The 14,426-nt window shown below is 34.2% G+C and carries 5 protein-coding genes; all 5 read left to right on the top strand.

Annotated elements, in window-relative coordinates; all coding sequences use genetic code 11:
* Positions 1-222 precede the first annotated feature (222 nt).
* The 5 genes from EPK97_RS07610 (at position 223) to EPK97_RS07590 (ending at position 14,346) form a co-directional block, all read left to right on the top strand.
* Entirely contained in the window at positions 223-3,150 is a 2,928-nt protein-coding gene (locus tag EPK97_RS07610) for a peptidase inhibitor family I36 protein (RefSeq protein ID WP_162036032.1), read from the top strand.
* Positions 3,151-3,475: 325 nt separating this feature from the next.
* Positions 3,476-6,355, top strand: coding sequence for a hypothetical protein (locus EPK97_RS07605; RefSeq protein ID WP_162036031.1), 2,880 nt, complete (start codon positions 3,476-3,478; stop codon positions 6,353-6,355).
* Between the two features lie 383 nt (positions 6,356-6,738).
* Positions 6,739-9,576: a fibronectin type III domain-containing protein gene (locus tag EPK97_RS07600; protein ID WP_162036030.1), complete on the top strand. Its 2,838-nt coding sequence runs from the start codon at positions 6,739-6,741 to the stop codon at positions 9,574-9,576.
* Positions 9,577-9,944: 368 nt separating this feature from the next.
* A complete protein-coding gene (locus EPK97_RS07595) occupies positions 9,945-12,851 on the top strand; it encodes a beta/gamma crystallin family protein (protein ID WP_162036029.1) in 2,907 nt (968 codons plus the stop codon).
* A gap of 118 nt (positions 12,852-12,969) precedes the next feature.
* Positions 12,970-14,346: a S1 family peptidase gene (locus EPK97_RS07590; RefSeq protein WP_162036028.1), complete on the top strand. Its 1,377-nt coding sequence runs from the start codon at positions 12,970-12,972 to the stop codon at positions 14,344-14,346.
* Positions 14,347-14,426 lie beyond the last annotated feature (80 nt).

Raw genomic sequence — 14,426 nt, 5'->3', positions numbered from 1 at the left:
ATTATGTTAGTTATAACGAACTATTACAAATGCAGTCAGTCGCTTCTGTAGTTCTATTTTTTAAAGTACATAAGGGGAATCATACCAGCGTAATACTAGTTTGATTGTTTTATCGGTTTGATAATGTCTTTTATCTGAAAAATTGTAAGGGCTTTCATAGAGGGGGGACTAATTTAATCAAAATGAAATCAAGTTAAACTAAATTATGGGGAGGAAATGTGTATGGTAGTGTTGTTCAGAAAAAATATGTTGTCTAGTTTTATGATTTGTGTAATGTTTTTTATCTTTTTGCTCACAATGAATGTATCCGCTGCTACAGAGGTAAACGCACAAGAACGAGAAGGTTATATCATGTTCGATCGAGGTACCTATCAGGTATATTATCCTGAAGAAACAATAGATATAGAATCTAATCTGAAATCTCCTAATTTGAAATCTATAGATCTGAAGTCTACAAATCTAAAATCTACCAATTTAGATAACAATGTTGAGAGTGGGAATAGTAATAGTGTTTACGTAGAACCTGATCTTGTAATTCCAGCTCTTAAAGCAAATGATCCAATGCCAATTGACACTTATGAAAATAGAACTTCTTTTCGTGGAATAGAACCAGAGACGTATATACCCGTTAATTTCATTATAGATAGTAAATATTTTCCAAATAATGATATGATGTTAAGCGTTTTGAATGATGCATTAAATGATAAGGATCCTAATGTGGATACGTTTATAGGTGTTTATGATCCAGTAACAGAATCAGTGACCAATTACTTCCCAATGCAAGCAACGAACAAAATTACCCTTTTATTGAATAAACATTCATACTTTGCTCAGAATCTTACGTTAGATCTTGAAGAATGGTGGGCAAGAGGTGCTAATAATTATGGGAATTCAGATGGGGTCCCGATATCGAAAACGATTGAAAGAACTTTTGGAGTAGAAGATTCAAGGCAGAATTCAGTGACTATCACACATGGAACCGGAGTAGACATTAATACTCAAAATGGAGGGAAAGTAAAAGTTGGGATAGCTGAGATCAATTGGAGTGTGGGTTTTACATTCAGTTACAATTATACTAACTCAAACATAAATTCATTTACTAGAACATATCATTCGTCTCAAAAAGATGTATTCACTGCACATTTTGGAACTAAATTTCCAGGCACTCAATACAAGTGGGCAGTGTATGATTTAGTGACGCGAACAAAAGTGAATTATTCAAATGCAGATCATTTTAGCGAATTAGATGATGCATTTAACAATATCGACAATTACGGACTTACACCTGATATGAGCTCTTATATGACTGAAATTAAGAATAGCGTGTACTCTGTTGTCGAAGTTCCTGTTTATGAAGTAGATCCAAGCTTAGAAATGCCTCAAAATTTAACAGCTGCTCAAGATTTTAAAAACTTAACGATCACCCTGAATTGGGATGCCGTATCGGAGGATAGTGTGGCGGAGGCTGGAGTTGATCCTAAAGAAAACAACGGGAAGGTAGCAGGTTACTTTGTTTATAAAAATGGTCATCTTGCTGGGACCATTTTTGATCCAACAAGAACGAGTTGGACCGACCTGAATGTAGAACCTGGAAAAGCCAATACGTATTGGCTTAGATCTTTTAGCAATAATGAATACACGATTACTAGATATTTCTACAGACAGATTTCACCTCCTAGTAATACAGTAAGTGAAACGGTGAAACTAAATGGGGCACAATTTAAAAGTATGGTCATAGGATGTTCGATTCCATTTGATTGGGCTGATGATCAAATTCCAGCTGGAGAAAGAACATATTATGCCATATATATTGGAAACCCGGCTAGTGGCGGGAAAGAAGTGGGTAAATTCGAAGGGAAAGATGCTTCTGTAAATATCTCTCCTGAGTTATATGACTTATTAAAAGAGAACAGCAATCAAGAATTTTATATTGTGAAAGAAGTACTTTATAATAATCAATTAATTCAATCATCAGCTACTAAAATTCCTAACCATTTTACAGTGACAGAAACAGCATTTCTGTTTTCTAAAGCAGGATTCAATGGGGATTGTGTCACAGTAAGTAAGGATCAATCCGTAAATTTATCTCAAACAGGCTATGACTTTGATAACAAGTTGTCATCGATGTTAGTACAAGGTAATATATGGCTTGTCCTATTCCCACAAGCAAACTATGGAGGTTATTCTCAGGCGTTTTTCACCGATGAGGGCGGTTATGCTCATATTCGTGACTTTGACGAAATGATTATTGGATCGAATACTGTCTCTTCTATAAAAGTACGTGAAAAATGGCATGGCGCCTATATGTTTGATGGACCAGATTTTAGTGGATCTTTTGATTTATATAACGATGAGCAATTTGCTAGAGATTCAGGTGGTCATCAAGCAAACGATTGGATGGGTTATCAAAGAGGAGACGCTTATTTTAAAAAAGATGATTCTATATCATCAGTAAAAGTTGTGGGTCCATATGCAGTAGCTCTGTATGAGAATTATAACTGGTCAGGAGCATATGCTTTAGTTAAAGAGGATTATGGTGGTCCAAATTTAAATAGTAATATAGATAATAAAGCTTCATCAATAAGTGTATTTCATGGTGAAGGTGTATGGCTATTCGATGTCCAAACGTATAGAGGGAATTATAAACGTTTCCTACCAGTTGATGCTAATACCCCTTATAATTGTCGACATAGTTCTAATGAATGTGGATTTCCTGGTGATACTTTATCCTCTGTGTTAGTGATTGGTGACTACGGTGTTGCATTGTATGAACACCCAGATTATATAGGAAGAGTGCAAGCAGTGACAAACTTTGATCAATATTCAGGAAGTAGTGGAGATGTAGGAGATAATCTAATGTCATCATTTAGAGTATTCCCAAAAGGTGTCTATTTAGGGCAAGAACTTAATTTTAGACCTGGATCATCAGTTATAGTAAAAGACCCGGGAAATTATAGTTTTGTAGAAAAGATAGGACTTACAGATAATTCACTAAGTTCAATGTTTGTTGTTGGTAATTATAAAGTAACCTTATATAGAGATCCCGTTTATAAAGGAGAAAGTAAAGTGATTTATGGCTGGCTTGGTGATTTTAGGAGTGATCCCATAGGGAATGATACCGTCAGTTCCTTAAAAATTGAAGAATATTAAAATAGAAATAGAGGAGCAGCTCCAACTAGTGAAATGTTATATTCATTCACTAGGACTGCTCCTCATTGTTTTTACAGAAATTTCAAAAAAGTATGAATATTATGTTGAATAATTAAACAGAATGTCGTAATATGTTAGTTATAACAAACCACAATATGAGATATTTATACATATTTCCCTTAGTCTAGTCTATTAAATCAAACATAAAAAAACCAGTATATCAAAATTAAAGTGTAGTAGTTATAAAAAAATGTAAGGGTTTTCATAGATAGGAGGGATTAATTAGCTTAATAATTTAAAATGAAGGATAGGGGAGGAAATGTGAATGATAGAGTTCATAAAGAATTCTTTAACTGGTTTTATGATTTGGGTAATGTTTTTTACCATTTTAATTTCAATGAGTGTATTCTCTGCTACAGACGTAAACGCACAAGAACGAGAAGGTTATATCATGTTCGATCGGAGTACTCATCAAGTGTATTATCCTGAGGAAACAATAAAAATAGAATCTAATCTAAAATCTTTTAATTTGAATTCTACAAATCTAAAATCTATGAATTTAAACAATAATGTTGAAGGTGGGAGTAGTAATAGTGTTTATGTAGAACCTGATCTTGTAATTCCAGCTCTTAAAGCAAATGATCCAATGCCAATTGACACTTATGAAAATAGAACTTCTTTTCGTGGAATAGAGCCAGAGACGTATATACCTGTTAATTTCATTGTAGATCGTAAATATTTCCCTAATAATGATATGTTGTTAAGCGTTTTGAATGATGCATTAAATGATAAGGATCCTAATGTGGATACGTTTATAGGTGTTTATGATCCAGTAACAGAATCAGTGACCAATTACTTCCCAATGAATGCATCGAACAAAATTACCCTTTTATTAAATAAACATTCATATTTTGCTCAGAATCTTACGATAGATCTTGAAGAATGGTGGGCAAGAGGTGTAAATAATTATGGGAATTCAGACGGAGTTCCGATATCGAAAACGATTGAAAGAACTTTTGGAGTAGAAGATTCAAGGCAGAATTCAGTGACTATCACACATGGAACCGGAGTAGACATTAATACTCAAAATGGAGGGAAAGTAAAAGTTGGAATAGCTGAAATCAATTGGAGTGTGGGTTTTACATTTAGTTATAATTATACTAACTCAAACACAAATTCATTTACTAGAACATACCATTCGTCTCAAAAAGATGTATTCACTGCACATTTTGGAACCAAATTTCCAGGCACTCAATACAAGTGGGCTGTATATGATTTAGTGACACGAACAAAAGTGAATTATTCAAATGCATCCCATTTCAGTGAATTAGATGATGCATTTAACAATATCGACAATTACGGACTTACACCTGATATGAGCTCTTATATGACTGAAATTAAGAATAGTGTTTACTCTGTTGTCGAAGTCCCTGTTTATGAAGTAGATCCAAACCTAGAAGTGCCTCAAAATTTAACAGCTGCTCAAGATTTTAAAAACTTAACGATAGAACTTACTTGGAATTCAGTGTCCGATGAGAATATAGCACAAGATAATGGAGTAAATAATGGGAAGGTGGCAGGTTACTTTGTTTATAAAAATGGTTATCTTGCTGGAACGATCACTGACCCAAAAAGAACGAATTGGACCGACCTGAATGTAGAGCCTGGAAAAGCCAATACGTATTGGCTCAGATCTTTTAGCAATAATGAATATACTAGCACTAAATCTTTCTATAGACAGATTTCACCACCTAGTAATACTGTGACTGAAAAGGTGAAATTAAATGCAGCAGAATTAAGAGAGTTAGTCATTGGTTGTTCCATCCCATTTGCATGGAATGATAATCAAATTCCAGCTGGAGAAAGAACGTATTACGTCATATATATTGGAAACCCGGCTAGTGGCGGGAAAGAAGTGGGTAAATTCGAAGGGAAAGATGCTTCTGTAAATCTATCTCCTGAATTATATGACTTATTAAAAGAAAACAATAATCAAGATTTTTATATTGTGAAAGAAGTACTTTATAATAATCAATTAATTCAATCGTCAGCTACTAAAATACCTAACCATTTTACAGTGACAGAAACTGCCTTTTTGTTTTCTAAAGCAGGATTCAATGGGAAATGTGTGACAGTAAGTCAGACAACAGAGAATTTAGGCGATATTAATTTTGATAACCAGTTGTCCTCCATGTTGATGCAAGGAGATATAATAGTTAAACTAATGGCAAGAATAGGATTATTTGGGTCTGAACAAGATCAAACGTTTTTCACAGAGAACGGTTTTGGATATGTTCGTGACTTTGATGATAAGATTATAGGAGCGAATATTGCATCTTCCATTATCGTTGAAGAACAACGAGATGGTATCCATTTCTTTCTAGGACCGGACTTTTCAGGTGACAACGGCTTTCTACGAATTAATCCTGGAGTAAATCATTATGGGGCTAATACTATGGTTGGTACAGAAAACAATTTATCATCTGTGAAAGTGATTGGAGACTATGCAGCAATTTTATATGACACTAACAATCATACAGGAGATTCGTACATTATTAAAGAGGATAGTGGTGAAACTAATTTACAAAATGTTAACTGGGATAATAAAGTTTCATCAGTCAGTGTGTTCAAAGGTGAAGGTGTCTGGTTATTTGAGGAAAATTATGCACATGGAAATTGGCAAGTTTATCGTGAGATGACTTGTTATTATATGAATGATTGCCGTGCGATAGATTTATATGAAAACGGAATAAAAGGAAATCCAATACTTGGTGATAAAGTCTCGCAAGTGCTCATTATAGGTGATTATGGTCTTGCACTGTATGAACACCCTAATTTTCAAGGTAAAGTTCAAGAAGTTAAACATTGGGACAAATGGTTGGCTGTAGTAGGGAATAATAAAGCTTCGTCATTTAGAGTATTCGGAAAAGGTGTTTATTTTGGAGTTCAAGGTAATTATATACCAATAGCTGGAGATTTTGTGGCAAGGGCTTCAGCAGAATATAGATTTGTAGAAAATATGGCAAGCTGGGTAACAGATAATACATTTAGTTCAATCTTTATTGTTGGTCGTTATGAAGTAACATTATATCGTGATCCTTTATTTAGAGGTACAAGTGAAGTATTTTACAACCACGATTCAAATTTGGCTGATAATCCAATTGGAAATGACACGGTTAGTTCTGTCAAGATCAGAGAATTTTAATATAAGAAACAATATGAGGAGCAGTTTTACTAGTGAAATGATAGATTTATTCACTAGGGCTGCTCCTCTTTATATTTAGAGATTCTGTACATAGTAAAATCAATAATGAAAATAAATTTGAAAATACATAAAATTTTCTGAAAATTCAAAAAAAGTAGTTGAATAATTATACAAAAGACTGTATGATGTTAGTTATAACCAACTAGAATTGGACTTTCTATTCATTTATTCTATTAAATAAAGGGGGGGAATGATGGTACTAATATAATATGTTTGTTTCAATTTGAATTATGAAGTTCTTTAATTTAAATGTAAGGAGGGGCATTCTTAGAGAAGAATAGTGTTCAATTAAATCAAATTTAAATCATGGGGAGGAATTCATAATGTTGGTGTTCAGAACAAATACTTTATCTAGTTTAATGATTTGTGTGGTGTCTTTATTCCTTTTGATCACAATGAACATATTTACTCCTACAGAGGTAAACGCAGAAGAAGGTTATGTAATGATAGACCGTGGTACACATCAGGTGTATTTTCCTGAAGAAACAGTAGTAATAGAAACTATGAATAAAAAAGATTTAAAATCTACTAAAGATTTAGAATCTAGTACTAAAGATTTGAATAGTGCAAGTAGTAGCGGTTACGTAGAACCTGATCTTGTCGTACCAGCCCTTGAAGAAAATGAGGCATTTCAATTTGATACTTACGAAAATAGAACCACTTTTCAAGGAATAGACCCAGTTGATTATATCCCTATTAATTTTATTGTAGATCCTGGTTTTAATGATCATTACTATAATGCTGATTATTACGAAGAACTCTCAGGACAGCATATAAGCATTCTAAATCAAGCATTAAATGATTATGATCCTGGTATTGATACGTTTGTAGCTATTTACAGCCCAGACACAGGACTATTAAACTCTATTTTCCCATTGGGAACACCAGGGGAAATTACACTTTTACTAAATAAACATTCATACTTTGCTCAGGGCCTAACGTTAGACGTTGAAGAATGGTGGGAGTTGGCTCAATATGGAAATGCAAAAACGGGGGGACCGTCACATGTAAGTTTCCAAAGATCATATGGTTTAACAGAGTCACAGCAAGAAGTAGCAACCCTTACCCATGGATTTGGAGTAGAAACTTCTTTTGAATATCAGAATCAACCATTGGGTGTTGGATGGTCGGCAGGTGTTAATCTAAGTTATAATTTTTCTGATACAAGTTCATATGCATTTACTAGAACAGTACAAGCATCTACAACAGAGACTTTCACAGTGGATTTTGGAACAATTGCTGGAGCAAATCCATACAAGTGGGCTGTTTATAATTTAGTCACACAAACAAAAGTAAATTATTCAGATGCACATAATTACAGCCAACTTGGTGATGCTTTTGAAAATTTAGATGATTACGGACTTAGACCTGATATGAACTCTTATATTGTAAAAATGGTGAATCAAACATACGCTACGATGGAGGTACCTATATATCAAGTAGATGCATCACTAGAAGTACCTCAAAATTTAGTAGCTAATTCAGATTTTCAAAATTTAATGACAACGCTTTCTTGGGATTCAGTGACGGACCCAGATGTGGAAGGTTTCATCGTTTATAAAAATGATAGTATTGATGGCATTATTTTTGATCCATCAAGAACGAGTTGGATTGACGCGGAAGTAGAGCCTGAAAAATCGAATGTGTATTGGGTCAAATCGTTTCGAGAGGATTTTTTCTTCGATTCCAGAACCCTTTTTAAAACAGTTTCACTTCCTAGTAATACAGTTGTAGAAGAGGTAGCATTAACATCTGGAAATTTTGGTAGTCTGGTCCTTGGCTGTTCCATTCCATTTGCTTGGGAAGATGATCAAATTCCTGCAGGGGAAAGAACATATTATAGAATATATATAGGAGATCCAGCTAGGGGTGGGATAGATGTAGGTGTGTTTGAAGGGACAGATGCTTCTGTAAACATATCTCCTGAACTGTATGATATATTAGTAGAAAATAGCAATGAAGATTTTTATATTGTGAAAGAAGTACTTTATAATGGTAGATTAATTCAATCACCAACTTCTACAATGGCTAATCATTTTACAGTCACAGAAACAGCATTTTTATTTTCAAATACTGGGTTTAATGGGGATTGTATTACAGTAAGTAAGGGGCAAGAAATAAATTTAAACGATAATACCTACAATTTTGAAAACGATTTATCTTCAATGTTAGTTCAAGGAAATATATATGTTAGTTTATTCCCAGACTTAAACTTTGGAGGGTATGCCCAAACGATTTTTACGGAGGACGGTTTTGCTAATATTCGTGATCTAGATCAGGATACTCTTATAAGACAGGATATCGTGTCTTCCATAAAAGTAGGAGAACAGAAAGATGGCGTCTATTTCTTTTCTGGATCAGATTATGGCGGTGTGATGACGTTTAGGGACCATAGTGTGGATGGGGGAGTAAGAAATTTTACATTTAATCCGGATATTTCGACGCCTGATGGTATTGCCAATGATGATTTATCATCAGTGAAAGTGATTGGTCCATATGCATTAGTTGTATATGAACATTATGACTATAATGGAAAATTGGCTGTAATTAAAGAGGATTATGGAGATCCTAATCTAGTGAATCATGATATGGATAATAAAACTTCAACAGCTAGAATGTTCAAAGGTGTAGGTGTCTATTTCTTTAATGATTTTGATTTTAGAGGAGATTATGTAAGGGTCGATAATAACTTAGGTTGTGGTTATGTTGGGAATTGTGGAATGTCTAATGATCGATTGTCATCCGTGTTAACTATAGGAAGCCGTGGTGTGGCTCTATATGAACATATGAATTATGAAGGTAAGGTACAAGCAGTTCGACATAAAGATAATAACCTTGGAAGTTCAGGAAACGTAGGAGATAATAAAGTTTCATCATTTAAAATAGTTGGAAAAGGTGTTTATTTATTCAAAGATAATAACTATGACATAAATGGGGGATACGATAAAATAACATCACCCGGAGAATATACGACAATAGACGCAGTAGGGTTTCAAGATAATACATTAAGTTCAATATTTGTTGTGGATATGAAAGCAATATTGTTCAGAGATACTAATTTTAGAGGAACAAGTGAAGAGTTTACTGGTTACGATGCAAGCCTTGGGGACAATACCATTGGAAATGATACAGTTAGTTCTATCATAGTTGAAGAGAGGTAATATTAGAAACAAAGAAGAGGAGCAGTTCAATTAGAAAATTGATATTTGACACATTCATACTAGGGGACTGCTCCTCTTTATATTGAAGTATTATATCCTGTACGAATGACTCATAGATAACAAGTTTATAAACTTGTTAATTTAAAACTTTGAGAATGTTTTGTTGAATGATTATACATATATGTTTATTACGTAAGTTATAACTTACTATATTTAATATCATTCTATTAAATAAATGGGGGCATGACACCGCAATGCTAGATTGATCGTTTCTATTTGTTTTATGGTGTTCTCTATGATCAAATGTAAGGGCTTTCTTTTAGAAAAGGTAATTTAATCAAATTTATTAAAGGGGAGAGGAATTAATCATGTCAATATTCAAAAAAGATACTTTATCTAGTTTTATCATTTGTGTGATATCTTTATCCATATTGATGACAATAAGCGTATTTGATGCTGTAAAGGTAAACGCTGTTAGTGATGGATTTGTGGAGATTGATTATGGTGACTATCGGCTATATATACCTGAAGAAACAGTGGCTGTGGATTTAGAAGCTAAAGGTTTAAATGGAGCTTCAGATTTGAGCAGTAATGAATACGAACATCCTGATCTTAACATCCCTGCTTTTACAGGAAATGAGGTATTTCCAGATGATACATATGAATCTAGAAGCATTTATCGAGGAATAGAACCATGGGAATATATACCCGTTAATTTTGATATATTTATGGATGGTGCCAATGGTCATTACTACAATTCTGATTATTACGAAGGACTTGAAGGAAAGCCATTAAGCGAATTAAATAATGCCTTAAATGAATATGATCCTTTTATTGATACGTTCAAATCTATTTATGATCCAGGTACACATCAATTTTTAGATGTATTCCCATTAATGGGTGATACTCCGGAACAGCTCACACTTTTACTAGATAAAAATTCATACTTTGCTGAAGGTCTCACGTTAGATGTTGAGGAATGGTGGGATTTAACTCAGCAAGATGGTCGAATAGGTGGAGGAGAAACAACGTATAGTATTAGACAAGAATGGGGTTTAACTGAGTCACAGCAGGAATCAGCGCTTCTTACACATGGATTTGGAGTAGATATTGGCGCGGAATATAGAGTAGGAGACCCAATAAGTGGCACTGGTTGGTCAGCGTCTATTGACCTGAGTTACGAATATTCGGACGCACGAGGATATGCATTTACTAGAACAGTTGAATCAGCTAGAACAGAGGATATTTCCTACACTTTTGGGCAGTTTTCTGGACAAAATGATTACAAGTGGGCTGTGTATGGTTTAGTCACACGAACAAAAGTGAATTATACAAGTGGCCTTCATTTCAGCGAATTAGATAACGTTTTTGTGGAAGATTTAGATGATTACGGACTTAGACCTGATATGAACTCTTATGTTACCCAAATGGAGAATTCAATGCATATAGCTGTTGAAAGACCTATCTATCAAGTTGATCCAGGATTAGAAAGACCTCAAAATCTTGTAGCTAAATCAGATTTTCGAGACTTAACGACAACACTTTCTTGGGATCAAGTGACAGATCCGAATGTGGAAGGTTTTGCAGTGTATAAAAATGATATGGTTGCATTATATATCACAGATCCAACACGAACGAGTTGGATTGACACGGAAGTAGAACCTGACAAAAACAATACCTATTATGTCAAATCGATAAAAACTGATTATTTCTTTGATATCAGAAGACCCTACACAACGTTGTCACTTTCTAGTAATGTAGTTAGCGTAAGGACAGAATTAACAGCCCCAATTTTTAGAGCAATGACCGTTGGTTGTTCCATTCCATTTGTCTGGACAGATGATCAAATTCCTACTGGTGAAAGAACTTATTATAAATTATATATTGGAGACCCAGCTTTGGGCGGGATATTTATGGGTTCGTATGAAGGAACTGACACTTCTGTAAACATATCTTCTGAGTTGTATGACGTATTATTGGCAAATCAAAATGAAGATTTCTATATTGTGAAAGAAGTAATTTATAATGGAAGATTAATTCAATCTCCAGCTACTGGAATTCCTAATCATTTTACGGTTACAGAAACTGCATTTTTGTTTTCTAATACAGGCTTTAATGGAGACTGTGTAACAGTAAGTAAGGATCAAAGAATAAATTTGAGTGGTCGTGCCTACAATTTTGATAACGATTTGGCTTCAATGTTAGTTCAAGGAAATATATATGTTCGTCTATTCCCAGAGGTAAACTTTGAAGGGTATACGCAAACAATTTTCACAGAGGAGGACGGATTTGCTCAGGTTCGTGACTTTGACGATATGATTATCGGAGTGGACAATGCATCTTCCATATGGGTATTAGGACAACAAAATGGTGTCTATTTATTTTCTGGATCAGATTATACAGGTGAATTAAAGTTTCTAGAATATGTTGGTGAATGGTGGGATGTTGGTATAAATGAATATAACTATAAAGTTCTGAATGACATAATAGGGGAAGATACTATATCTTCGGTAAAAGTTAAAGGTCCTTATGCAGTAGCTCTTTATGAGCATCGCAATTTTTTAGGTACAGTTTCTGTAATAAAAGAGGATTGGGGAGAATCTATTTCTCGTGTTGGTGATAACCAAACCTCATCACTTAGACTCTTCTATGATGGAAATCCCAATTTTGGAGGTGTCTGGTTATTCAGAGAACCTAATTTTTCAGGAGAAAATAAATTTTACAGACTTGAGCCAAGACTTCTTAATGGCTTTGGTTATGAAAATGGTGAATGTGAATTCCTTGGAAGTTGTGATGGGGGATTCGGTAGCGTATCATCCGTGCTAACTATTGGGGACTTTGGCGTTGCATTATATCAAAACAATAGTTATGGAGGTAGAGTTCAAGCCATTAGACATAGAGATGCTGTTGTGGGTAGTCATGCTAGCAATATAGGGGATAATGAAGCTAGTTCGTTTAAAATTTTCGGAAAAGGTGTTTATTTAATGAATGATGCTAATTATACTCGGGATGGCGGATACGTAAAAATAGACTCACCCGGAGAATATAGATCAACGGATTGGATAGGTTTTCAAGAAAATACACTAAGTTCAATATTTGTTGTCGGTTATAAAGCAACAGTTTACGATGATATTGGTTTTGGAGAAAGCGGAACAAGTGAAGTGTTTATTGATAAACCTAGTGGAACTCGCTACGATCCAGATTTAAGTGACAATACTATTGGAAATAATGCTGCAAGTTCTATCGTAGTTGAAGAGGTCATAATTGAAGAATGAATAAGAGGAGCAGTCTCAACTAGCGAATTATTGTTTGAAACATTCACATAGGGGACTGCTCCTCTTTATATTGAAGTATTACATTTTGTTCTTGCTAATTCTTTATGGAGGTTACTTTATGTTTAATAGAAAAAAGATTTACTCATTATTAATTGCTATTTTAATGATCATTCTTACTATATCTTCAAACTTAGATTCAAGTATAGTCTCTGCTTCAAATTCTGATAAAGAATATAAATCCAACATTGAATTCAGAGAAAAGTTTGGATTAAATAAAGATGAAGATCATGTTAAGAAGATTATTTCTGAAAATAAATCTGATATAAAATCCGGTGAAAGTAAATATGGAGTCGCTTTGACTAGGGAGGAAGAAAAAGAATTAGACCGCAGAGTGGGGTTTCAAAATGATGAGATCCCCGTAATCAAAAGTAAGATAAGAGAAAAAGGTATTGACGAAACCATTTTATACATCGATCAAAAAAAAGGTGGAAAATTGAAAGTGGGAGTTAAAAATAAAAATGGTGATAAAAATAAAAAAATGTTTAAAGAGCTTCTAGCAGAATATGGAGATCAAATTATTCCATTCGAAATTCAATACAGTGAAAAAGAGCTAGATAATCTTGTAACCGAAGTATGGGAAAATAAAAATTTAATGCAACAAGAGGGAATCGAAATTTACACAGTCTCAACAGATGTTATAAATCAACAAGTTTTAATTGGTATTTCTGATGTAAATGTTGAAAGTTCTGATTATATTAATCACTTATTTGGAGAAAAGCCTATTGTTCTTATTGAAGAAGATAGTGCACCAACCGATTTGGCTGCACCCACTAGAGGTGGGGAATTAATAGAAAGCAGATCAGGTACAGCTCCAATTGGATGCTCAGCAGGTTACTCAGCATATGATAGTAATAATAGTTTCTATATTGTTACAGCCGCACATTGTAATATGAGCGATGATAATGGTGATGGTGCTCTTGATTACAGAGAGTATAGAGCAGGTGAACTTTGGTTTGAGTATGATTACACCTATCAAATAGGTCGTGCAAGTGGCTTGTATTGGCAGTATAACAAAGATACAGATGCTATGGCTATTTCAGTTTTACTTCCTGAAACCGCAACGAATGAAGTATTATCTTACGGAATAACATCCTTAACAAGTTATCAGCACGCATCAAACGATACTGTAGGAGAAGTGGTCTGTAAAACAGGCAGTAGGACTGGGGTAACATGTGGAACTCTACTAAGCAGAAATGTTGGATACCAAATCAGTGGATCAACTTTTACTAATTTAAGAGGAACAGATGTTAGTGCACAAGGCGGTGACAGTGGGGGCACAGTTTATTCAGCAGATAAACTTTATGGAATAGTAAAAGGACTTAATCCAAGTTACAGTATGATATATTCTCATGTTGAAAATGTGAGTCGCGCTATAGGTTTGTACCCTTTGGTGCCTTCTGAAAGTTCTATAGGTTTGACACCTTTGGTTGAGTGAAAAAGGAGCATTTTTATTTTATATCCTCTTTCAATGACATTATTAAAAAGACTATAAAACATTGAAGTTGATATCTGAAC

The organism is Chengkuizengella sediminis (assembly GCF_010078385.1).
GTDB classification, from domain to species: Bacteria; Bacillota; Bacilli; order Paenibacillales; family KCTC-33759; genus Chengkuizengella; species Chengkuizengella sediminis.
Note: the sequence above shows the minus strand (reverse complement) of the source record. Positions and strands in the feature narration are given on the sequence as shown.

What these genes read in the sequence shown, in the direction of transcription:
- EPK97_RS07595 (WP_162036029.1), top strand. Translation starts at nt 9,945, where the DNA reads ATGTCAATATTCAAAAAAGATACTTTATCTAGTTTTATCATTTGTGTG.
- EPK97_RS07605 (WP_162036031.1), top strand. Translation starts at nt 3,476, where the DNA reads ATGATAGAGTTCATAAAGAATTCTTTAACTGGTTTTATGATTTGGGTA.
- EPK97_RS07610 (WP_162036032.1), top strand. Translation starts at nt 223, where the DNA reads ATGGTAGTGTTGTTCAGAAAAAATATGTTGTCTAGTTTTATGATTTGT.
- EPK97_RS07590 (WP_162036028.1), top strand. Translation starts at nt 12,970, where the DNA reads ATGTTTAATAGAAAAAAGATTTACTCATTATTAATTGCTATTTTAATG.
- EPK97_RS07600 (WP_162036030.1), top strand. Translation starts at nt 6,739, where the DNA reads ATGTTGGTGTTCAGAACAAATACTTTATCTAGTTTAATGATTTGTGTG.